The sequence below is a fragment of the Streptomyces anandii JCM 4720 genome (assembly GCF_014650655.1).
Classification (GTDB): domain Bacteria; phylum Actinomycetota; class Actinomycetes; order Streptomycetales; family Streptomycetaceae; genus Streptomyces; species Streptomyces anandii.
Genome location: NZ_BMVJ01000001.1, coordinates 304,724 through 324,923, shown reverse-complemented (window position 1 = coordinate 324,923; position 20,200 = coordinate 304,724). Strand labels below are relative to the sequence as shown.

The window sequence follows — 20,200 nt, the reverse complement described above, 5'->3', positions numbered from 1 at the left end:
CGCAGGGGTGACGATCGGCTGACCGGTCACCCCTTGAGCGAGTCGAGGAAGGACGCCCAGGCAGGGGCGCGGAAGAGGACGACGGGGCCGTCGGGCACCTTGGAGTCCCGGAGGGGGACCAGGCCGGGGAAGTCGGGGGCGACTTCGAGGCAGTCCCCGCCGGTGGCATTGCTGTAGCTGCTCTTGAACCAGAGCGCTTCACTCAAGTCGATCCGGTCGCTTGGCATCTCGGTAGTCCTCTGCCGCCGTCTTGATCATGGACAGGGACGCCTCAGGTGACAGCGCGACGGCCCTGAGCCGATCGTACGACTTGCGGTAGTCCCCCACGAGGGCCGGATCATCGATGGTGTCACCACTGTGCAATGCCTCCGTGTAGAACAGCGGAGGGGCATCGGCGAATGTCATGATCTTCGCCGGGCCGGTCATGAACGGGTGCGCCACACACTTCCGCGACAGCACCTGCGGAGTGATCCGGCGGCGCTCGGCCAACTGCACGATCCGGTCCAGTTGTTCGGCCATGTCCGGGGGCGCCAGGAGCGGGTCGGTGATCAGCGACTCGTGAAGGATCACCCAGTACTCGGGAGTTCGGTGGTCCGCCTCGAAGAGATCGGCGCGCGCCATTCGGGCGCCGACCTTCTCCTGCACCTCGGCTTCCGGGGAGAGCGGAAGGCCCGCGAGGATGACGGCCCGGGCGTAGGCCGGAGTCTGCAGCAGACCGGGGAGCAGCATCGGGCACCACTCCTCGATGGTCGCGGCCTGCTTCTCCGCCTCCAGGACCTTCTCGAAGTACGCGGCGTGCCCGGCCCTTCTCGCCTTGCGCACGTCCTCGCAGCGCCGCTCGAAGAACCCGTCGGTGCCGAGCACCCGGTCCGCGTGCCGGGCCAGGTCGATCGGCATGCGCCGCTGCCCGCGCTCGATGTCGCTGAGGTACGTCTTGCCGTAGAAGCTGCCCTGGAGGAACGCCTCCAAGGACAGTCCCGCCGCCTCCCTCTTCCACCGCAACTCCTTGCCGTAGAAGTCGGGGACGCTGATCGACCCGTCGATGTCCTTGCGCCGGACCACGTGCTCACCGCCGTAACTCGACTCACCGTTTCCGCTGTTCACGTCGCGAACGCGAACGGGCTTCCACGCTAGCGAGCCGGTCGACAGTCTGTGAGGTGTTCGTCACACACCGCACAGAAGGCTGAAACCCCGCGATGCCCGAGCACTTCCCCTCCCCCACGGCCTGCGACGTCGTGACGTTCGAACTCAGCCTGTCGGCCACGGCGAAGGCCGTACCGGAGGTACGCCACCACCTGGACGCGCTCGGCTTCGAAGTACAACTCTGCGTCACGGAGTTGCTGACGAACGTGATCGACCACCTGGGCGAGGGCACGCCGGTGAACGTACGCGTCAGCGGCGTGCCGGGCGGCCTCACCCGCGTGGAGGTCACCGACCCGGACCCCCGCGCACTGCCGGCTCTCCTGGACGCCCCGGAGACGTCGGAGTCCGGGCGCGGCCTGGCCCTGGTCGACCAACTCGCCCTGCGCTGGGGTGTGGAGCAGGGAGCGGACCGCAAGACGGTCTGGTGCGATCTGGCCTGACCGGGTCCGTCAGCTGTCAGGGGCTTCGGGACGCTTGGCGTGGATGACCACCGTCGGGCCGCTGAACTCGTTCGGGGGCAGGCGGAGTTCGGCCAGTGGGAGCAGGCCTGCCTGTTCGATCAGGGTCGCGAATTGTTCCGGGCGCCATTTGTGGGTGGTCCAGCGGACCGGGACGCCTCCGTAGGCCTCGGTGCGTACGCGGTCCTCGTCGCCGACGTGGGTGCCGGTGATGAAGTGGCCGCCGGGCTTCAGCGCGCGGGCGAACAGGGCGAGCACCTGGGGCAGGATGTCGCGCGGGAGGTTGAACAGCGACCACCAGCCGAGGATGCCGCCCAGGGACGCCTCGGCGAGGTCGAGTTCGGTGGCCGAGGCGACGCTGAAGCGGCACTCCGGGTGGAGGCGGCGGGCGTTCTCGATCATGCGGGGCGAGAGGTCCACCCCGGAGACGTCCAGGCCGCGTTCGGCGAGGTAGGCGGTGACGGTGCCGGGGCCGCAGCCGACGTCGAGGACGGGGCCGAGGCCGCGCACGGAGTCGGCGAAGACGTCCATCGACGCCATGAGCCACGGGTGGCGGCGGATGTCGCCCATTCCCGTCGTCGCCACCATGTGGGCGTAGTTGTCCGCCACGCGGTCGTAGGACTCGCGGACCACGTCGAGATCGGCCGGCCGGTCAACGGGGTGTGATCGCATCGGCCAAGACTACGACGTCGTACCCATGTTCACCCGGGCCGCGACCGGAAGGTGGTCGCTGCCGGTGCGGGGCAGGGTCCAGGAGCTGACCGGTTCGACGCCCTTGACCATGATCTGGTCGATGCGGGCCATCGGGAAGGACGCCGGCCAGCTGAACCCGAAGCCGCTGCCCACCGCGCCCTGGGTGGAACGCATCTGGGAGGTGACGGCGTTGAGCGAGCGGTCGTTCATGGTTCCGTTGAGGTCACCGAGCAGGATCACCCGGGGCTGCCGCTCGGCGGCGATCGCCTCGCCGAGCGCGTCCGCGCTCTGGTCGCGCTGCGCGGCGGTGAACCCGGCGTTCATCTTCACCCGCACCGAGGGCATGTGGGCGACGTAGACCGCGACGGGACCCTCGGGTGTGCTCACGGTGGCGCGCATCGCGCGGGTCCAGCCCAGCCGGATGTCGACCGAACGCACGTCGGCGATCGGGTACTTGCTCCACAGCCCGACCGTGCCCTGCACCGAGTGGTACTTGTACGCCGGCGCGAGCGCGCTCTCGTAGACCGGGACGGCGGAGGCCTTCAGCTCCTCCAGGGCCAGCACGTCGGCGCCGGCGGCGGCCACCTCGCGGGCGGTGCCGGAGGGGTCGGGGTTGTCGGCGTTGACGTTGTGCGTGGCCACCGTCAGGTCGCCGCCCCCGGCCGTCTTGTCGGTGAGCAGGCCGCCGAAGAGGTTCAGCCAGGCGACCGCGGGCAGCACCACCGCGATCAGCGCGGTCGCCGACCTGCGCACCAGCGCCCCCACCAGCAGCAGCGGGATCAGCAGGCCGAGCCACGGCAGGAAGGTCTCGGTGAGACTGCCGAGGTTGCCGATCCGGTTGGGGATGTGCGAGTGCAGCAGCATCACCAGGGCGAGGGCGACCGCGACCGCGGCCAGCAGCACGCCCCGGCGCCAGATCCGCGGATCGCCGCGCCAGCCGGACAGGAAGCGGTTCAGCAGGTGCCGAAGCCGGGATCCTGGCCGCCCGGACCCCGAGCCGCCGCCGTCCGTCTCCGTCATGTAAGCCTGCTGCGCCATACCGTCGCCTCACTGCCTGCCGTGCACACCGTTCGCCCCCTGGTTCACGACCCTAGGGGATGATCGGCTCTGTCCCCGCCGTCCATGACGGCCGTACCTGCACGAGGACGAAAGAGTCGGCACGACGAGTTCCGGTTGCGCCGCCTGGATCATGGTCTGTGACGAAACGCGCACATTACGGCGGGGGCAACCCGGATCCTAGGAGGACGAGCTGACGGGGCGTAGGCCGTCGAGTACCGCGTCCACGATCTGTTCGGCCAGGCCCTCGGGGAGGTCGGCGTCGGGGCGCATGACGCTGCGGACGAGCATGGGGCCCACGAAGATGTCGTTGAGCACCTGGACGTCGATGTCCGTGCGCAGTTCGCCGTTGCGCTGCCCGCGGCGCAGGATCTCGATCTGGAGCCTGCGCCGCGGCTCGACGACGGTGGCGTCGTAGGCGCACCAGAGCTTGGGGCTCGACTTCATCTGGGCGTAGACGTTGTGCAGGATCGCCGAGGAGCGGCTGACCAGGCCGCGCCTGCGCAGTTGTTCCAGCAGGGCGACGAGGTCGTCGCGCATGGAGGTGCCGGGCAGTTCGGGGTCGGCGGGCTCGGCGGCCCGCACGACGTCGACGAACAGTTCCTCCTTGCCGCTCCAGCGGCGGTAGATGGTGGCCTTGCCGACGCCCGCGGTGCGGGCGATGCGCTCTATGGAGAGTTCGGCGAGCGGTACACCGTCCTCCAGCAGTTTCATCACGCCCTCGACGATGGCGCGTTCCACCGCTTCGCTCCGCGGGCGGCCCCGTGCGGGGGCCTGGGCCTCGGGGGCGGCCCGGCGCTCACTGTCGGCAAGGCTCACTTGGGACGTCCTTTCGTCGTACAGGGAGATTGTCCCCCCGGTGCTCCGCCCCCGTTGACCACACCCTGCCGGTGTCTACTCGACCGCCGCTACAAGCTCCGGCTCCTCCTTGCCCTTTTCGGACGCCGGCGCCTTGCCCGGCAGGAAGACGGCCACCACGACCGCGCCGACCAGGGCGACTCCGGTCCCCCACAGGGCGGTGACGTGCATGGCGTGCAGGAAGGAGTCGTTGGCGGGGCCGATCAGCGCCTGGCCGCGCGGGCCGAGCTTGGCGGCGACGCCGAGGGTGGCCTCGATGGACTCGCCGGCCGTGTCGCGCAGGCCCGGCGGCAGCAGGCCGAGCTTGCCCTCGATGCCGTTGCGGTAGGCGGTGGAGAGCACCGAGCCGAGGACGGCGATGCCGAGGGCGCCGCCGACCTGGCGGAAGGTGTTGCTGAGCGCGGAGGCGGAGCCGGCCTTCTCGCGGGGCAGGGCCTGCATGATCACGACACTGGTCGGCGTCATGATGTGAGCCATGCCGGCGCCCATCAGGAAGAAGACGACCTCCAGGATCCAGATCGGGGTGTCCGCCTCGAAGGCGGCGAAGGAGGCCAGCGTGGCGGCGATGACCAGCAGGCCCGCGGTGGTGGTGGCCTTGTTGCCGAAGCGGTCGACGACCAGCCGGGCGCGGGGCGCGAAGATCATCTGCGCGGCGGCCAGCGGCAGCATCAGCAGACCGGACTCCAGCGGCGAGTAGCCGCGCACGCTCTGGGTGTAGAAGACCGAGAAGAACGTGACGCCCATCAGGGCGAAGAACACCAGCGCGATGGCGCTCATGGCGGCCGAGAAGACCTTGTTCTTGAAGTAGGTGACGTCCAGGGACGGGTGGTCGCTGCGCTTCTCGAAGATCACGAAGGCGGCGAGGACGACCACGCCGGCCGCGATGGTCGCGAGCACGGTCCCGTTGGTGAAGTCGGCGAGCTCGCCGCCCTTGATGATGCCGTAGACGAGCAGGACGAGGCCGACGACGGACAGCACCACGCCGAGCGGGTCGACGCGGCCCGGCCGCGGGTCACGGGAGTCGGGCACCAGCCACATCATCAGCGCCAGCGCGATGATCACGATCGGCACGTTGATCAGGAAGACCGAGCCCCACCAGAAGTGGTCGAGCAGCAGACCGCCGGTGATCGGGCCGATGGCGATGGCGAGACCGACGCCGCCGGCCCAGATGCCGATGGCCTTGGGCTGCTCCTCGCGCTCGAAGACGTTCATCAGCACGGCGAGGGTGGCCGGCATGACGAAGGCGGCGCCGAGGGCCATCAGGGCGCGGAAGGCGATCAGCTGGCCCGGCGAGCCGGACTCGGCGGCCAGCGCGGAGCCGGCACCGAAGATCACCAGGCCGCCGAGCAGGACCTTCTTGCGGCCCAGCCGGTCGCCGATGAGGCCGGCGGTGAACAGCAGACCGGCGAAGACCAGGGTGTAGGCGTTGATCGCCCACTCCAGCTCGCTCTGCGTGGCGCCGAGCCCGGTGGGGGCCGGCGTCGAGATGGTCTTGATGGCGACGTTCAGGATCGAGTTGTCGAGCACCACTATCAGCAGGCTCAGCATCAGGACGCCGAGAATCGCCCAGCGGCGGCGGTGCACCGCTTCCGGAATCCGGTGGGCGGATGCGGCAGGTGTAGTCATGCTCCGAAGCATATGCCACTTCCGATACGAGACCGTCTCGTATCGGAAATACTTTACCGAGATCTTACGCGCACGGCGCTTCCCGAGATCTTGAGCACACCCCCGGGCGGGCCCCCTGGCCCCGGACGGCACGAGGTGCCACCATGGACCCGAGTCCGGGGACGCCGTCAGGGCGCCTCGAGATGACAGAAGGAGCTGTTGGGAATGACGCAGCTTTCGGCTGCCCAGACGACGCCCTCCGACGGCAGCAAGGCGCTGTACGGGGGCAAGGGCACGCGCCGGATCACGGTCCGCGACATCGCCCTCGCCAAGGAACGCGGCGAGAAGTGGCCCATGCTCACCGCCTACGACGCGATGACCGCCTCCGTCTTCGACGAGGCCGGCATCCCGGTGATGCTCGTCGGCGACTCCGCGGGCAACTGCCACCTAGGGTACGAGACCACCGTGCCCGTCACCCTCGACGAGATGACCGTGCTCTCGGCCGCGGTGGTGCGCGGCACGAAGCGCGCCCTGATCGTCGGCGACCTGCCCTTCGGTTCGTACCAGGAGGGCCCGGTGCAGGCGCTGCGCTCGGCGACCCGGCTGGTGAAGGAGGCGGGCGTCGGCGCGGTGAAGCTGGAGGGCGGCGAGCGCTCGCACGAGCAGATCCGCCTGCTGGTGGAGTCCGGCATCCCGGTCATGGCCCACATCGGCCTGACCCCGCAGTCCGTCAACGCCATGGGCTACCGCGTCCAGGGCCGCGGCGAGGAGGCGGCGGCCCAGCTGCTGCGGGACGCCAAGGCCGTCCAGGACGCGGGCGCGTTCGCGGTCGTCCTGGAGCTGGTGCCGGCCGAGCTGGCCGCCGAGGTGACCCGCGTGCTGCACATCCCGACGGTCGGCATCGGCGCGGGCCCCGAGACGGACGCCCAGGTCCTGGTGTGGACCGACATGATGGGGCTGACCGGCGGGCGGGTGCCGAAGTTCGTCAAGAAGTACGCCGACCTGCGCGAGGTCATGGGCAACGCGGCCAGGGCCTTCGCCGAGGACGTCGTCGGCGGGACCTTCCCGCTCGAGGAGCACTCGGTCCACTAGCCCACCGGCCCACCGGTTCACCGGTCCCTCAAGCCACCGCGGTACCACGAGCAGCCCGCCGATCATCCCCCGTCGGCGGGCTTGCTCGCTTCTGTCGGCGGGGTGGGGCGGCCGTCGGGCGGCTGTCGGTCGGCTGTCGGTGGGCGTCGGTGGCCCTGTCGGTCGGCTGTCGGTGGTTTGTCGGTGGCGGGTGCGACCGTCTTCCCCATGACGCGAAACGACAACAACCCCGGCGGCGGACGCAACGCCGTGACCGTACGGGGGCTGGTCAAGCACTACGGCGAGACCAAGGCGCTGGACGGTGTGGACCTCGACGTGCGCGAGGGCACCGTGATGGGCGTGCTCGGCCCGAACGGCGCCGGCAAGACCACCCTCGTACGCATCCTCTCCACCCTGCTGGCCCCGGACTCCGGGCACGCCACCGTCGCCGGCTACGACGTCGTGCGCCAGCCCCGGCAGCTGCGCCGGGTCATCGGGCTCACCGGCCAGTACGCCTCGGTCGACGAGAAGCTGCCCGGCTGGGAGAACCTGTACATGATCGGCCGGCTGCTGGACCTGTCCCGCAAGGACGCCCGCGCCCGCGCCGACGAGCTGCTGGAGCGGTTCTCGCTCACCGACGCCGCCCGGCGCCCGGCGAGCACGTACTCGGGCGGCATGCGGCGCCGGCTGGACCTGGCCGCCTCGATGATCGGGCGCCCCACCGTGCTCTTCCTGGACGAGCCCACCACCGGACTCGACCCGCGCACCCGCAACGAGGTGTGGGACGAGGTCCAGGCGATGGTCGGGGACGGCGTGACCGTCCTGCTGACCACCCAGTACATGGAGGAGGCCGAGCAGCTGGCCTCCGAGCTGACCGTGGTCGACCGCGGCAAGGTCATCGCGGGCGGCGGCATCGAGGAGCTGAAGGCGAAGGTCGGCGGGCGGACCCTGCGGGTGCGGCCGGCCGACCCGCGGGAGCTGAGCCCGCTCGCCGGGATGCTCGACGAACTGGGCATCACCGGGCTCGCCTCCACCACCGTGGACGCCGAGACCGGCTCCCTGCTGGTGCCGATCCTGAGCGACGAGCAGCTGACCGCGGTGGTCGGCGCGGTCACCGCGCGCGGCATCACCATCGCCTCCATCACCACCGAACTGCCCAGCCTGGACGAGGTCTTCCTGTCCCTCACCGGCCACCGCGCCAGTGCCCCGCAGGACACCCGCCCCGCCGAGTCCCGCGAGGAGGTCGCCGTATGAGCGCCGTCACCGCCACCGCCCCCACCGCCGATGTGAAGGGCGACGCCCGGATCCCGCTGCGCGGCCATCTGCGCCACACCGGTGCGCTGATCCGCCGCAACCTGCTGTGGATCCGCCAGGACCCCGAGTCCATGTTCGACGCGCTGCTGATGCCGGTCGTCTTCACGCTGCTCTTCGTGTACGTCTTCGGCGGCTCGATCGGGCTGGCCCTGGGCGGCGGGCAGGACCGCTATGTGCAGTACGTCATCCCCGGCATGATCGCGATGATGAGCATGACGCTGTCGCAGGGCGTCGGCACCGGCTTCAGCCAGGACTTCAACAGCGGGGTCATGGACCGCTTCCGGTCCCTGCCCATCGGGCGCGGCTCGGTGCTGTTCGCCAAGATCGCGGTGGAGCTGGCGCGCATGCTGTTCGCGACGGCGGTGCTGATGGTGGTCGCCGTCCTGGTCGGCTTCCACATCACCCACTGGGGCGGCCTGCTGGCGACCGTGGCCCTGTCCGCGGCCTTCGCCTCGTCGATCATGTGGGTGTTCCTCACCCTCGGCGTCGTGCTGAAGAACGCCCAGTCCGTGCAGGCGATGGGGTTCCTGGTGCTGTTCCCGCTGCAGTTCGGCTCGTCGATCTTCGCGCCGACCAAGTCGATGCCGGGCTGGCTGCAGTCGTTCACCGACTACAACCCGCTGTCCACGCTCGCCGACTCGGCCCGCGGGCTGATGGTGGGCGGCCCGGTCGCGCACGACCTGTGGGTGACCCTCGCCTGGTCGGCCGGGATCACGGCGGTGATGGCGCCGGTCGCCATACACAAGTTCCGTACCAAGAGCTGACGTCCGCCGGGACGTGCGGCGTGCACCGCGCACCGCGCACCGCGCACCGGCCCTCGTGCACCGGCCCTCGTGCACCGGACGCGTCAGACCAGGGCGGTGGCCTCCCCGGGGGAGAGACCACCGCCCTGCGCGTACGCCGCCTCGAAGGCCTCGTCGTCGAGTACGGCCCGGACGGCCGCCTCGGCGCGCTCGCGCACCGCGCGCTCGATGGTCCCGGCGACATGACCGGCCGGCAGCATGGACTCCGCGGCGCCCAGGCAGCGGGCCGCGTCACCGGCGCGCCCGCCGCCGTCCAGCGCGGCCAGCGCCGTCGCCGCGATGACCAGGTACAGGGGCCGCATGTGCGGGGCGATGGTCTGCGACAGCGGGTCGGCGGCCCGGCCGAGCGCCTGGCGGATCTTGACCAGCGCCTCCTCGGGACGACCGTCCACGCTGTCCACCCAGGCCTCCTGGCCGAGGATGAAGGCGTCGAAGACGACGAAGTGGGAGATCCCGAACTCCTGCCGCAGCAGCCGGAGTTGCTCACGGGCCTCGGAGACGCGGTCGGTCAGGGAGAGCCAGCCGGCCAGGAACAGCCGGGCCATGGGCATCGCCTCGTGGGCGGTGCCGTTCTCCTGGGCGAGGGTGTCGCGCAGCATCCGCTCGCCGCGCTCCGGCTCGCCCGTCTCCAGCAGTACGGCGCCGAGGCGGACGCCGAGCACCGCCGCCTGGGCGTGGGCGCCGAGGCGTTCGGCGTGCTCGATGGCGGAGCGGAAGTCGGTGGCGGCCGCCTCGTACTCGCCCTTGCGCTCGTAGGACTCGCCGCGTGCGGAGAGCGCCTCGGCGGCGCCCCAGTCGTCCCCGAGGCGCTCGAAGATCTCCAGCGCCTCGTCCGCGTCCCGGGTGGCGTCGCCCGCCCACTCGATGCGGTTGGCGAGGATGTTGGCGCGCATCTGCAGGGTGCCGGCCAGCTCCCACTCGAAGCCCGGGGTCTGCCGTGAGGTCTCGACGCAGGCGTCGATGATGGCGCGCATCCGGTCCATGCCCTCGGTCAGCAGCACGGCGAAGAACCACAGCAGGCCCGGGGGCCGGCAGGTCTGCGGCATGCCGGGCTCGTACACCTGCGTGATCACGCGCAGCTTCGCCTGGGACTCGGGCGTCTGCCAGGCGTCCAGTTCGGTGTCCATGCAGGCGAGATGGGCCAGGTGCAGTCCGCGCCGGGCCTCGGCGAGCAGTTCGCCGCTGAGCGGGGGCGGCACGTCGGTGCAGCGCTGCCACACCGGTTCCGCGCGGCGCACGGGCTCGGCGAACGGGTCGGGGCCGAGCGCCATCACCTCGCTGCACAGGTTGCGCGCCTCGATGCGCAGGTCGCGCATCTGCCAGTACCAGACCAGCGACAGGACCAGGCAGAGCGCCTCCTGCTCGTCCTTCTCGGCGACGGCGTGGCGCAGGGCGGTGCGGAGGTTCTCGTACTCCAGCTCGAAGCGGGCGATGGCGGTGGCCTGGCCGGGGCCGCGCAGCAACACGTCGGTGGTGCGGGCCAGTTCGCGGTAGTACGTCAGATGGGCACGCTCGGCCTCGGCGCGGCCGCCGGTCTCGTCGAGGCGTTCGCCCGCGTACTCGGCGACGGTCTCCAGGAGCCGGTAGCGCATCTCGCCGTCCGGGGCGGGCGCGGCGACCACGAGGGACTTGTCGACGAGGGAGCCGAGGGCGTCGAAGGCGGCGGGCCCGCACACGGCCTCGGCGGCGGCGAGGCCGCAGCCGCCCGCGAAGACGGACAGCCGGCCGAGGACGTACCGCTCGTCCTCGTCGAGCAGGTCCCAGGACCAGTCGACGACGGCCCGCAGGGTCTGCTGGCGGGGCAGAACGGTGCGGCTGCCGGAGGTGAGCAGGCGGAAGCGGTCGTCGAGCCGGCCGGCGATCTGGGCCGGGGTGAGCATCCGCAGCCGGGCGGCGGCCAGTTCGATGGCCAGCGGCAGGCCGTCCAGACGGCGGCAGATCTCGGCGCAGGCGGCCGCGGTGTCCTCGTCGGCGTCGACGCGGAAGCCGGGCCGTACGGCCGCTCCGCGCTCGGCGAACAGCCGCAGCGCGACCGGGTCGGGCAGCGGCTCCACCGGCCGGACCAGCTCGCCGGGCACCCCGAGGGGTTCGCGGCTGGTGGCGAGCACGGTCAGGTGCGGGCAGCGGGCGAGCAGCTCCTCGACCAGGCGGGCGGCGGCGTCGACGACGTGCTCGCAGTTGTCGAGCAGGAGCAGCATGCGGCGCCGGGAGCAGTGCTCGACGAGCCGTTCCACGGGCTCGTCGTGCCGGTCGGCGACCGCGACCCGCATCTCCTCGGCACCGGCGCCGTACAGGACGGTCTCGCGGGCGCCCACGGCCGTGAGCACGGCCTCGGGCACGGCCGCCGGGTCGTCCACCGGGGCGAGCTCGGCCAGCCACACCCCCTCGCGCGGCACCGGCCGCACGGCCTCGGCGGCCTCCTGCGACAGCCGGGTCTTGCCGGCCCCGCCCGGCCCGAGCAGCGTGACCAGCCGCGCGTCGCCGAGGTCGGAGCGGATCGCGGCGATGTCGTCCTCCCGGCCCACGAAGGAGGTGAGACGGACACGGATGTTGCCGGAGGGCCGGGGGGAGGCGGTGCCGGCGGCCCCGGAGGCCGGCTCCCGCCCGCCCTCGACGGGGGTACGGGTCTGCCCGGCGGCACCGCGCACGGGCGCCCCCGGAGGAGCCCCGGGGAGGAACGCACGGACGCCGGGTTGCTCGACGGCGGACGCCCCGGGCGCTCCGGCGGCGGGCGATCCGTACGCTCCGGCGGCGGGCGATCCGGGTGCCCTGTGGGCGGGCGGTCCGGCGGCGCGCGGGCCGTGCGCCCCACCTGGGCCGGGTGTCGCGTCGGCGGCGTGCGTCCCGGGGCCGCGGGCGTCGGTCGGGGTGGGGGCTTTCCGGGACGGTGCCGCATCGGCGGCTGTGGGTTCGGTCCGCGATGTCGCGTCCCCGCGCGCGTGGCCGGCCGCCCGCGCGCCGGGACCGGGTCCGCCCGGGGCACTCGGTCGTAGCAACTCCTCGTGCAGGGCCCGCAGTTCGGGGCCGGGGTCGGAGCCGAGGCGGTCGGCCAGCAGGTGGCGTACGTCCTCGTAGGCGGCCAGGGCCTCCGCCGGGCGGCCCGCGTCGCGCAGGGCGCGCAGCCGGAGGGCCTGGAGGGGTTCGTCGAGGGGGTGGGTGTCGCACAGGGCGGTGAGGTCGGGCAGCACCTGGGCCGCGTGGCCGAGGGCGAGGGCGGCGGTCAGGCGGGCGCGGCGCACGTCGCGGTGGCGGGTCTCCCAGCGGGCCGCCTCGGCGGTGCGGTCGGGCAGGTCGGCGAGGGCCGGGCCGCGCCACAGGGCGAGGGCGTCGTCGAGGACGACGGCCGCCTTGGCCGGGTCGCCGTCGGCCAGGGCCCGCAGACCCTCGCCCGCCAGCCGCTCGAAGCGGTGCAGGTCGATGTCGTCGGCCGCGGCGGCGAGCCGGTAGCCGCCCTCGGCGGAGGCGACCACGTGCGCGCCGAGCGCCCGGCGCAGCCGCCCGACCAGGGCCTGGAGCGCGCCGGTGGCGTCGGCGGGCGGATCGCCGTCCCACACCTCCTCGACCAGGACGCCCACCGGGACCGTACGCCCTGGCCGCAGGGCGAGCACGGTCAGCAGGGCACGCAGCCGCGCCCCGCCGACCGGGACGGAGGTGCCGTCGGGACGGAGTGCCTGAGTGGTGCCGAGGATGCGATAGCGCACGGGGTCCATTGTGTCCGGGGACGCACGCGCACCGCTTCCGGGTTTCCGGTGGGCGTGAACCGCCCGGATCCGAGCAGGAGGGCAGGAGGGGACGGGGGCGCCGCAGGAACCTCCCGACCCGGCCGGGACGTTCCTCTCCGTGACCGGTACGGTCGACCGGATCCGCACCCGTGCCCGAGCCCAGGAGCCCTCCCCGATGACCACCGCCACCAGCCGCCGCAGTGACCGGCGGGTCAGTCCCGTCTTCGTCGGGATCCTGGCCGTCACCGCCGTCACCGGGTGGGCCACCTGGACCGGGTTCGCCCAGCAGCCGGGCGTGGCGGTGTTCCTGTTCGTGACGGCGGCCTGGATCGTCTCGCTGTGCCTGCACGAGTACGCACACGCCCGCACCGCCCTGCACAGCGGCGACATCACGATCGGCGCGAAGGGCTACCTCACGCTGAACCCGCTGAAGTACACGCACGCGCTGCTGAGCATCGTGCTCCCGGTGCTGTTCGTGATCATGGGCGGGATCGGTCTGCCGGGCGGCGCGGTGTTCATCGAGCGCGGCCGGATCAAGGGCCGCTGGCGGCACAGCGTCATCTCGGCGGCGGGCCCGCTCACCAACGTGCTGTTCGCGATCGTGTGCACGGCGCCGTTCTGGCTGCACGCGCTGGACGGCGTGCCGCGCGACTTCCGGTTCGCGCTGGCCTTCCTCGCGCTGCTCCAGGTGACGGCAGCGATCCTGAACTTCCTGCCGGTGCCGGGCCTGGACGGCTACGGCGTGATCGAGCCCTGGCTGTCGTACAACGTCAAGCGGCAGGTGGAGCCGTTCGCGCCGTTCGGACTGCTGTTCGTGTTCGCGCTGCTGTGGGTGCCGTCGCTCAACAACGCGTTCTTCGACCTGATCGACGCCGTGCTGCGCCCGCTGGGCATCGGGGCACTCGACCAGTACTGCGGCCAGGAGCTGTACCGGTTCTGGCAGGGCACGAACGAGTTCTGCTCGGTCAGCCGGTGACGGACCCGGGGCCGTCCTGGCGGACCCGGCCGCGGCGGGCGTAGTACCAGGTCATGTTGGACGACAGCCCCGCCAGCAGGACCCAGACGATCCCCAGCCAGCTGCCCTGGACGAACGAGACGACGGCCGCGGCGACGGACAGCACGCAGACGGCGAGGGCGTAGAGGGCGAGACGGGGCATGGCGGCGGGCTCCTGTCGGGGACACTGCTCGGGACTGCTTCGCCGACCAGTGTCCCCCATCGGCTCACACGTCGGTGACCCGGAGGCCCGCGTGCGCCTTGTAGCGGCGGTTGACGGAGATCAGGTTCGCCACCAGCGACTCCACCTGGTGGGCGTTGCGCAGCCGGCCCGCGAAGACGCCGCGCATGCCGGGGATGCGGCCGGCCAGGGCCTGGACGATCTCGACGTCGGCACGCTCCTCGCCGAGGACCATCACGTCCGTGTCGATCCGCTCGATCCCGGGGTCCTGGAGCAGCACGGCGGAGAGGTGGTGGAAGGCGGCGGTGACCCGGGAGTCCGGGAGCAGCGCGGCGGCCTGCTCGGCGGCGCTGCCCTCCTCGGGCTTGAGGGCGTAGGCGCCCTTCTTGTCGAAGCCGAGCGGGTTGACGCAGTCCACGACGAGCTTGCCGGCGAGTTCCTCGCGCAGGGACTCGAGGGTCTTGCCGTGGCCCTCCCATGGCACCGCGACGATCACGACGTCGCTGCGGCGGGCGGTCTCGGCGTTGTCGGCGCCCTCGACTCCGTGCCCGGTCTCCTCGGCGGCGGCCCGGGCGCGCTCGGCGGCCCGGGAGCCGATGATCACCTTCTGTCCGGCACGGGCGAGCCGGTAGGCCAGCCCCTTGCCCTGCGGCCCGGTCCCGCCGAGCACACCGACGACCAGCCCGGAGACGTCGGGCAGGTCCCAGGGATCCTTGGCGGGCGCCTTCACGGGCTGCTGTGCGCTGTCACTAGAGGTCATGGGCCGACTCTACGTCCGCGGGGGGCGGGGCGACCGGCCGCCCGGCCGCCCCGCCGGGCGACGGTACGGGCGCCGAGGAGAGCGGTCGTACGGTCACCAAGGCGGGCGAATCCGGAGCGATCCGCACCTCGAGTGGGGCCGTTTGCGGCAGGATGCGGTCGTATGGATGCCGTAAGGGTCGCGTTGCTGCGGGAAGTGCTCGCCGGGACCGAGTGGTTGGGGGCCACGCGGCGGTTCGCGGGGGCGCTGCGCGGGTCCGTGGTCGCGCACGGGGGCGGGCTGCTGCTGGTGGGCACTCCGGCGTACGAGCCGTGGCATCTGGCGGCGCATCTGGTGGACGAGGCAGCCTGGTCGGGCACCCCGGAGCTGGCCCCCACGCTGGTGCGGCACGAGCCCCGGCCGGGCGATCCGGCCCACCTCTCGGTGGGGCTGGGGCGGCTGGAGGCGGCCAGACGGGACGAGACACTGCTGGTCGTGGCCCCGGAGGAGCCCGCGCCGCTGCTGGAGCGGGTGCACGAGGCACGCCGGGCCGGGGCGACGGTGCTGGCGCTGGGCTGCGGGGAGGGCGAGCTGGGCGCGATGGCCCACGAGACGCTCGCGGTGCCGCGGGGCGCGGAGCTGGACCTGGACACCGTGCAGCACCTGGTGAGCGCGGCGGCCGGGGAGAACGCGGTGCCCGCCCCCAGGGGCGGCCGCCTCCGCGACCGCCTGTCACGGCTGACCGAACAACTCACGGCTCCCCCGCCGGCACGCTGGTAGCGCCGCCCCGACGCGCTGCGCCCCCGGCCGGCCCCGTGCCTGCCGGGGGCTGATGCCGTACGACGTCCGGACGAACGAGCACGCGGTGCGGCTGCGCGAGCAGCGCACCGCCACGGCTCACTCACCGGCCCGACCGGCTCACGCACCGGCCCGACCGGCTCACGCACCGGCCCGACCGGCTCACGCACCGGCCCGACCGGCCGGGGACCGGCCCGCTTACCGGTCCTCGTCCGCGTCCGGGGCCGGGGCGTCGTGCCAGCGGGGGTCGTTCTCCCACTGGAGGTTGCGTTCCCGGGCGGTGTCCATCGCGTGCTGCGCCTCCTCGCGGGAGGCGTAGGGACCGAACCGGTCCTTGGCGGGACACTCGGGTCCCTCCTCGACCTTGCCGTGCTGGAGGCAGTAGAACCACTCGCCCGGCTTTCCCACGGTCCGCTTCTTGAACAGGGGCATGACCAGCTCTCCTCTCGCCACCGACATGTTCCCCCATCGGCCCCGGATAGACTCGCGGGCATGTCTGGCCAGTCGCTGCTCGTTCCCGGGGAGCTGTCCCCCACCCGTTCCGTACCCGGAAACATCCGGCGTCCTGAGTACGTCGGGAAGCCCGCGCCGAAGCCGTACACCGGGCCGGAGGTGCAGACGCCTCAGACCGTGGAGGCGATGCGGATCGCCGGGCGGATCGCCGCGCAGGCGATGGAGGAGGCGGCGAAGCACATCGCGCCGGGCGTCACCACCGACGAGCTGGACCGGGTGGCGCACGAGTACATGTGCGACCACGGCGCCTACCCCTCGACGCTCGGCTACCGGGGCTTCCCCAAGTCGCTGTGCACCTCCGTCAACGAGGTGATCTGCCACGGCATCCCGGACTCGACGGTGCTGCGCGACGGCGACATCGTCAACCTGGACGTGACGGCGTACATCGGCGGGGTGCACGGCGACAACAACGCCACCTATCTCGTCGGCGACGTCGACGAGGAGAGCCGTCTGCTGGTCGAGCGCACCCGCGAGGCCCTGAACCGGGCGATCAAGGCGGTCAGGCCGGGCCGGCAGATCAACATCATCGGCCGGGTCATCGAGTCGTACGCCAAGCGCTTCGGCTACGGCGTGGTCCGCGACTTCACCGGCCACGGCATCAACTCCTCCTTCCACTCCGGTCTGATCGTCCCGCACTACGACAGCCCGCACGCGACCACCGTCATGCAGCCGGGGATGACCTTCACCATCGAGCCGATGCTGACCCTCGGCACGTACGAGTACGACGTGTGGGACGACGGCTGGACGGTCGTCACCAAGGACCGCAGGCGCACCGCCCAGTTCGAGCACACCCTCGTGGTCACGGACACCGGCGCGGAGATCCTGACGCTGCCGTAGGGCCTTTCCTCCCAGCGTCGTCCCAGCGCGCCCATGGACTCCTTCTCCGCCGTCCTGCGCACCGCCACCCGTGAGCAGCACCGGGCGGCGGAGTCCGCGCCGTTCATGAGCGCCCTGCTCGGCGGCCGGCTGGACGTGGCGGCCTTCGCCCGCTACACCGAGCAACTGTGGTTCGTCTACGAGGCGCTGGAGCGGGACGCCGCGCGGCTGGCCCGCGACCCGGTGGCCGGGCCCTTCGTACGGCCCGAGCTGCTGCGGCTCCCGGCGCTCGCCGAGGACCTGGCCCATCTGCGCGGCCCCGCCTGGCGGTCGACGCTCACGGCCCTGCCCGCGACGCTCCGCTACGCCGCCCGGATCGGTGAGTGCGCCCGCGCCTGGCCGGCCGGTTACGTCGCCCACCACTACACCCGCTACCTCGGCGACCTCTCCGGCGGCCGGGTCGTCCGCGACCGCGCGGAGCGCACCTGGGGCTTCGCCCCCGGGGGTCCCGGTGTGCGCTTCTACGTCTTCGACCGCCTCACCGACCCGGTCGCGTTCCGGCACGAGTACCGGCGGCTGCTGGACGGGTTCGGCGCGGACGCGGCCGGGAGAGGGCGGGTGACCGCCGAGTGCCGGCACGCGTTCGCCCTCAACACCCGGGTGTTCGAGGAACTCCACGCCGAACTCCGGGTGCGGCCCTAGGTCTTCCAGGCCCGGAACGTCATGCCCGGAACGTCGGGTCCCGAACATCGGGTCCCGAACGTCGGGTCCGGAACGTCAGGTCCGGAACGTCAGGTCCGGGGCCTCGGGCCCAGGACCTCGGCCTGGAACCTCAGTCCGCCGCTCAGCGACCGGAGTCCGGCGCCGATGGCGGTGGCGGCCGGGCGTGAGCCCTCGGCGCCCTCCAGACGGACCCGGCCGCCGACCTCTACCCAGCCGCCGGGCTGGGGCGCCGTGAGGATCTGGGAGCCCGCGCCCTGGGTGATGTTGAGGGCGCGGCCCAGCCGGTCGGTGAGCAGCAGGGCGGCCGCGACGGTCGCCTCGTCCTCGTCGATGCCCCCGGTGCAAGCACCGGCTCCACCGGAGCGGCTGCCGCCGCGCTCATCGATTCGGCCCGGGAAGGCCCGGGCGCGGATCCGGCCGGCGAGCTCGTCCTCCCAGGCCCACGCGTAGACCCTCCCCCGGACTTCGTCCGGGGGGACCCCCATCTCGCTTCGCTCGCCGGGCGGCGGTACGGCGAGGTCGTCGACCTCGGCGGCGGTGGCGTACTGGCGCAGGGTGCGCGGCGCGGCCCACTCCGGGCGGGCCTCGATCCAGCTGAACTCGCCGTCCAGCCGGGCGCCCACCACCCCGGCGGGGGTGACCAGTTCGGGTACGTCGAGCAGCCAGGCCGTGCCGACGCAGGGGTGACCGGCGAAGGGCAGGCGCAGGGTGGGGGTGTAGATGTCGATGACGCCGCGCTCGGGGTCGTCGACGAACACGGTCTCGCTGAAGCCGAGTTTGGCGGCCAGGGCCTGACGGTCCTGCTGGCCGGGCACGCGGGAGCCGTCGCGCACGACGCCGAGCTCGTTGCCGTAGCCGCCGCTCGGGCCGCAGAAGACGCGCAGCACGTCGTAGTCAGTCACCCGGGCATTGAAACATCACCCGGGACCGCGCGGATGCGAGCTGAATCACGGACCCCGGTGGGTATGGCACGGGTAAGACTCAGGTAAGTTAGGCAAGCCTCACCGAACTGGACCATCGAGTCGACGCTCCGTCGACCCGTTCCCTCCTGGAGCCTGCATGCGAGCCGTCCGACGTACCGTCGTCACCGCCGCCGCCACCGCGGCCGCTCTGACCGCCCTGACGGCCTGCACCGCCAAGAGCGACGCCGAGGACGGCGACGCGATACGGGTGACCGCCGCGGACGACACCTGCGAGACCTCCGCCAACACGGTCCCGGCCGGGCACGTCACCCTGAAGATAGAGAACAAGGGCTCCAAGGCGACCGAGGTCGAGATCGTCTTCCCCGACGACCGGATCGTCTCCGAGAAGGAGAACATCGGCCCCGGCACCAAGTACACGCTGACCGCCGAGGTCAAGGCGGGCTCGTACGAGATCGCCTGCCGTCCGGGCATGAAGGGGCACGGCGTGCGGCAGAAGCTGACCGTCACCGGCGACGGCACGGCCGCGAAGCGCGACCCCCGGCTGGACAGGGCCGTCGCCGAGTACCGCCAGTACGCGCAGGACCAGGCCGACGAGACCCTGCCCCGCGTCGAGACCTTCGTGAAGGCCGTCAAGGCCGGCGACGTGGCCGCCGCCAAGAAGGCGTACGCCGTCTCGCGCCTCGGCTGGGAGCGCACCGAGCCGGTCGCCGAGTCCTTCGGCGACATCGACCCCAAGGTCGACGTCCGCGAGGACGGCCTGGAGGACGGCCAGAAGTGGACCGGCTGGCACCGCCTGGAGAAGGCCCTGTGGCAGGACGGGAAGATCGGCGCCGAGGAGAAGACCCTCGCCGACCAGCTGGTCACCGACCTGAAGGACTGGCAGAAGCGGGTCGGCAAGGCCGAGATCACCCCCACCTCCATGGCCAACGGCGCCAAGGAGCTCCTCGACGAGGTCGCCACCGGCAAGGTCACCGGCGAGGAGGACCGCTACGCGCACACCGACCTGGTCGACTTCAAGGGCAACGTCGAGGGCGCCCAGAAGGCCTACGAGCTGCTCAAGCCGGTGGCCGCGAAGAACGACCCGGCGCTGACCGGTGAGCTGGACAAGCAGTTCGCCGCGCTGGAGGCCCTGCTCGGCCAGTACCGCACGGACAAGGCCGACAAGACCTCCTACGAGTTCGTCTCGTACGACAAGGTCGGCAAGGAGCAGCGCAAGGAGCTCTCGGACGCGGTCAACGCGCTCGCCGAGCCGCTGTCCAAGCTGGCCGCCGCCGTCGTCGTGAAGTAACGGGAGCGACCATGACCGAGACCGACGAGATCCAGGAGCCCGGCGCGGCCCAGGGCGGCGCGTCCCCCTCGCGGCGGACCGTGATCGGCTGGGGCGGGGCCGGGCTCGCGCTCGGCGCCGTCGCGGCCGGCGGCGCGGTGGCGGTGGCCACCGGCGGCGAGGAGCGGGCGGCGGGCGAAGCCGCGGGCGGCGCGGTGGAGTTCCACGGCGCGCACCAGGCGGGCATCGCCACGCCCGTGCAGGACCGGCTGCACTTCGCCGCGTTCGACGTGAAGACCGGCGACCGCGCCGAGTTCGTACGGCTGCTGAAGGACTGGACGGCCGCCGCGCGCCGGATGACCGCCGGGAAGGCGGTCGGCGAGGGCGCCTACGGCGGGCTCGCCGAGGCGCCGCCCGACGACACCGGCGAGGCCCTCGGCCTGCCGCCCTCGCGGCTGACGCTGACGATCGGCTTCGGTCCCTCCCTGTTCGAGAAGTTCGGTCTCGCCGGGAAGCGGCCGGC

The 20,200-nt window shown here is 72.4% G+C and carries 21 protein-coding genes; 10 read left to right on the top strand and 11 right to left on the bottom strand.

Annotated features, from left to right (window positions below):
* Positions 1 to 26: 26 nt before the first annotated feature.
* Together IE249_RS01495 and IE249_RS01490 are read right to left on the bottom strand one after the other, a co-directional pair.
* Positions 27 to 206, bottom strand: coding sequence for a DUF397 domain-containing protein (locus tag IE249_RS01495; RefSeq protein WP_308434295.1), 180 nt, complete (start codon positions 204 to 206; stop codon positions 27 to 29).
* Positions 199 to 1,062 (bottom strand): helix-turn-helix domain-containing protein, encoded by an 864-nt coding sequence (locus IE249_RS01490; RefSeq protein ID WP_189703215.1) that lies wholly within the window; start codon positions 1,060 to 1,062, stop codon positions 199 to 201. The genes IE249_RS01495 and IE249_RS01490 overlap by 8 nt, the downstream gene beginning before the upstream one ends.
* Before the next feature lie 134 nt (positions 1,063 to 1,196).
* On the opposite strand from IE249_RS01490, the gene IE249_RS01485 reads away from it, so the two are divergent.
* Positions 1,197 to 1,583, top strand: coding sequence for an ATP-binding protein (locus tag IE249_RS01485; RefSeq protein ID WP_189702910.1), 387 nt, complete (start codon positions 1,197 to 1,199; stop codon positions 1,581 to 1,583).
* Between the two features lie 9 nt (positions 1,584 to 1,592).
* Here the strand turns inward: IE249_RS01485 and IE249_RS01480 are convergent, their stop codons facing one another.
* The 4 genes from IE249_RS01480 to IE249_RS01465 all read right to left on the bottom strand — a co-directional run bounded on the left by IE249_RS01480 (position 1,593) and on the right by IE249_RS01465 (position 5,834).
* A complete protein-coding gene (locus tag IE249_RS01480; protein WP_189702909.1) occupies positions 1,593 to 2,273 on the bottom strand; it encodes a class I SAM-dependent methyltransferase in 681 nt (226 codons plus the stop codon).
* A 9-nt stretch (positions 2,274 to 2,282) separates the two neighbouring features.
* Complete coding sequence (locus IE249_RS01475) at positions 2,283 to 3,332, bottom strand: endonuclease/exonuclease/phosphatase family protein (protein WP_189702908.1); 1,050 nt, start codon at positions 3,330 to 3,332, stop codon at positions 2,283 to 2,285.
* Between the two features lie 198 nt (positions 3,333 to 3,530).
* Positions 3,531 to 4,169, bottom strand: coding sequence for a TetR/AcrR family transcriptional regulator (locus tag IE249_RS01470; RefSeq protein WP_189702907.1), 639 nt, complete (start codon positions 4,167 to 4,169; stop codon positions 3,531 to 3,533).
* Positions 4,170 to 4,244: 75 nt separating this feature from the next.
* Complete coding sequence (locus tag IE249_RS01465; protein ID WP_189702906.1) at positions 4,245 to 5,834, bottom strand: MFS transporter; 1,590 nt, start codon at positions 5,832 to 5,834, stop codon at positions 4,245 to 4,247.
* Positions 5,835 to 6,038: 204 nt separating this feature from the next.
* On the opposite strand from IE249_RS01465, the gene panB reads away from it, so the two are divergent.
* The 3 genes from panB to IE249_RS01450 all read left to right on the top strand — a co-directional run bounded on the left by panB (position 6,039) and on the right by IE249_RS01450 (position 8,962).
* On the top strand, positions 6,039 to 6,905 hold the full coding sequence (gene panB, locus IE249_RS01460) for a 3-methyl-2-oxobutanoate hydroxymethyltransferase (RefSeq protein ID WP_189702905.1): 867 nt from the start codon (positions 6,039 to 6,041) through the stop codon (positions 6,903 to 6,905).
* 207 nt (positions 6,906 to 7,112) lie between these two features.
* Positions 7,113 to 8,138: an ATP-binding cassette domain-containing protein gene (locus IE249_RS01455; RefSeq protein WP_189702904.1), complete on the top strand. Its 1,026-nt coding sequence runs from the start codon at positions 7,113 to 7,115 to the stop codon at positions 8,136 to 8,138.
* A complete protein-coding gene (locus IE249_RS01450) occupies positions 8,135 to 8,962 on the top strand; it encodes an ABC transporter permease (protein WP_189702903.1) in 828 nt (275 codons plus the stop codon). Before IE249_RS01455 ends, IE249_RS01450 begins: the two co-directional genes overlap by 4 nt.
* A gap of 83 nt (positions 8,963 to 9,045) precedes the next feature.
* Here the strand turns inward: IE249_RS01450 and IE249_RS01445 are convergent, their stop codons facing one another.
* Positions 9,046 to 12,711: an AfsR/SARP family transcriptional regulator gene (locus IE249_RS01445; RefSeq protein WP_189702902.1), complete on the bottom strand. Its 3,666-nt coding sequence runs from the start codon at positions 12,709 to 12,711 to the stop codon at positions 9,046 to 9,048.
* A 187-nt stretch (positions 12,712 to 12,898) separates the two neighbouring features.
* On the opposite strand from IE249_RS01445, the gene IE249_RS01440 reads away from it, so the two are divergent.
* The gene (locus IE249_RS01440; RefSeq protein ID WP_189703214.1) at positions 12,899 to 13,699 is read left to right on the top strand and encodes a site-2 protease family protein; all 801 of its coding nucleotides are present in this window, start codon (positions 12,899 to 12,901) and stop codon (positions 13,697 to 13,699) included.
* On the opposite strand, the gene IE249_RS01435 is transcribed toward IE249_RS01440, so the two are convergent.
* On the bottom strand, positions 13,689 to 13,940 hold the full coding sequence (locus IE249_RS01435) for a hypothetical protein (RefSeq protein WP_189702901.1): 252 nt from the start codon (positions 13,938 to 13,940) through the stop codon (positions 13,689 to 13,691). The two genes, IE249_RS01440 and IE249_RS01435, sit on opposite strands and share 11 nt — an antisense overlap.
* A 4-nt stretch (positions 13,941 to 13,944) precedes the next feature.
* The gene (gene npdG, locus IE249_RS01430) at positions 13,945 to 14,658 is read right to left on the bottom strand and encodes an NADPH-dependent F420 reductase (protein WP_189702900.1); all 714 of its coding nucleotides are present in this window, start codon (positions 14,656 to 14,658) and stop codon (positions 13,945 to 13,947) included.
* A gap of 162 nt (positions 14,659 to 14,820) precedes the next feature.
* Between npdG and IE249_RS01425 the strand changes: the two genes are divergently transcribed.
* The gene (locus tag IE249_RS01425) at positions 14,821 to 15,417 is read left to right on the top strand and encodes a hypothetical protein (protein ID WP_189702899.1); all 597 of its coding nucleotides are present in this window, start codon (positions 14,821 to 14,823) and stop codon (positions 15,415 to 15,417) included.
* A 216-nt stretch (positions 15,418 to 15,633) separates the two neighbouring features.
* Here IE249_RS01425 and IE249_RS01420 read toward each other — a convergent pair whose 3' ends face one another.
* Complete coding sequence (locus tag IE249_RS01420; protein WP_189702898.1) at positions 15,634 to 15,867, bottom strand: hypothetical protein; 234 nt, start codon at positions 15,865 to 15,867, stop codon at positions 15,634 to 15,636.
* Between the two features lie 60 nt (positions 15,868 to 15,927).
* Between IE249_RS01420 and map the strand changes: the two genes are divergently transcribed.
* Together map and IE249_RS01410 are read left to right on the top strand one after the other, a co-directional pair.
* Positions 15,928 to 16,785 carry a type I methionyl aminopeptidase gene (gene map, locus IE249_RS01415; RefSeq protein WP_189702897.1) on the top strand — a complete coding sequence of 286 codons (858 nt, stop codon included), beginning with the start codon at positions 15,928 to 15,930 and terminating at the stop codon, positions 16,783 to 16,785.
* A gap of 33 nt (positions 16,786 to 16,818) precedes the next feature.
* Positions 16,819 to 17,466: a biliverdin-producing heme oxygenase gene (locus IE249_RS01410; protein WP_189702896.1), complete on the top strand. Its 648-nt coding sequence runs from the start codon at positions 16,819 to 16,821 to the stop codon at positions 17,464 to 17,466.
* An 89-nt stretch (positions 17,467 to 17,555) separates the two neighbouring features.
* On the opposite strand, the gene IE249_RS01405 is transcribed toward IE249_RS01410, so the two are convergent.
* The gene (locus tag IE249_RS01405; RefSeq protein WP_189702895.1) at positions 17,556 to 18,389 is read right to left on the bottom strand and encodes a PhzF family phenazine biosynthesis protein; all 834 of its coding nucleotides are present in this window, start codon (positions 18,387 to 18,389) and stop codon (positions 17,556 to 17,558) included.
* Positions 18,390 to 18,546: 157 nt separating this feature from the next.
* Here IE249_RS01405 and efeO point away from each other — a divergent pair, with 157 nt between their 5' ends.
* Together efeO and IE249_RS35825 are read left to right on the top strand one after the other, a co-directional pair.
* Complete coding sequence (gene efeO, locus IE249_RS01400; RefSeq protein WP_189702894.1) at positions 18,547 to 19,698, top strand: iron uptake system protein EfeO; 1,152 nt, start codon at positions 18,547 to 18,549, stop codon at positions 19,696 to 19,698.
* Between the two features lie 11 nt (positions 19,699 to 19,709).
* On the top strand, positions 19,710 to 20,200 hold a 491-nt coding region (locus tag IE249_RS35825; RefSeq protein ID WP_229857181.1), incomplete at its 3' end, for a Dyp-type peroxidase domain-containing protein.

Bases quoted from the DNA above. Each gene is read 5' to 3' on its own strand.
- IE249_RS01485 (WP_189702910.1), top strand. From the start codon at position 1,197: ATGCCCGAGCACTTCCCCTCCCCCACGGCCTGCGACGTCGTGACGTTC.
- IE249_RS01480 (WP_189702909.1), bottom strand. From the start codon at position 2,273: ATGCGATCACACCCCGTTGACCGGCCGGCCGATCTCGACGTGGTCCGC.
- IE249_RS01475 (WP_189702908.1), bottom strand. From the start codon at position 3,332: ATGGCGCAGCAGGCTTACATGACGGAGACGGACGGCGGCGGCTCGGGG.
- IE249_RS01465 (WP_189702906.1), bottom strand. From the start codon at position 5,834: ATGACTACACCTGCCGCATCCGCCCACCGGATTCCGGAAGCGGTGCAC.
- panB (WP_189702905.1), top strand. From the start codon at position 6,039: ATGACGCAGCTTTCGGCTGCCCAGACGACGCCCTCCGACGGCAGCAAG.
- IE249_RS01455 (WP_189702904.1), top strand. From the start codon at position 7,113: ATGACGCGAAACGACAACAACCCCGGCGGCGGACGCAACGCCGTGACC.
- IE249_RS01450 (WP_189702903.1), top strand. From the start codon at position 8,135: ATGAGCGCCGTCACCGCCACCGCCCCCACCGCCGATGTGAAGGGCGAC.
- IE249_RS01445 (WP_189702902.1), bottom strand. From the start codon at position 12,711: ATGGACCCCGTGCGCTATCGCATCCTCGGCACCACTCAGGCACTCCGT.
- IE249_RS01440 (WP_189703214.1), top strand. From the start codon at position 12,899: ATGACCACCGCCACCAGCCGCCGCAGTGACCGGCGGGTCAGTCCCGTC.
- IE249_RS01435 (WP_189702901.1), bottom strand. From the start codon at position 13,940: ATGGGGGACACTGGTCGGCGAAGCAGTCCCGAGCAGTGTCCCCGACAG.
- npdG (WP_189702900.1), bottom strand. From the start codon at position 14,658: ATGACCTCTAGTGACAGCGCACAGCAGCCCGTGAAGGCGCCCGCCAAG.
- IE249_RS01425 (WP_189702899.1), top strand. From the start codon at position 14,821: ATGGATGCCGTAAGGGTCGCGTTGCTGCGGGAAGTGCTCGCCGGGACC.
- IE249_RS01420 (WP_189702898.1), bottom strand. From the start codon at position 15,867: ATGCCCCTGTTCAAGAAGCGGACCGTGGGAAAGCCGGGCGAGTGGTTC.
- map (WP_189702897.1), top strand. From the start codon at position 15,928: ATGTCTGGCCAGTCGCTGCTCGTTCCCGGGGAGCTGTCCCCCACCCGT.
- IE249_RS01410 (WP_189702896.1), top strand. From the start codon at position 16,819: ATGGACTCCTTCTCCGCCGTCCTGCGCACCGCCACCCGTGAGCAGCAC.
- efeO (WP_189702894.1), top strand. From the start codon at position 18,547: ATGCGAGCCGTCCGACGTACCGTCGTCACCGCCGCCGCCACCGCGGCC.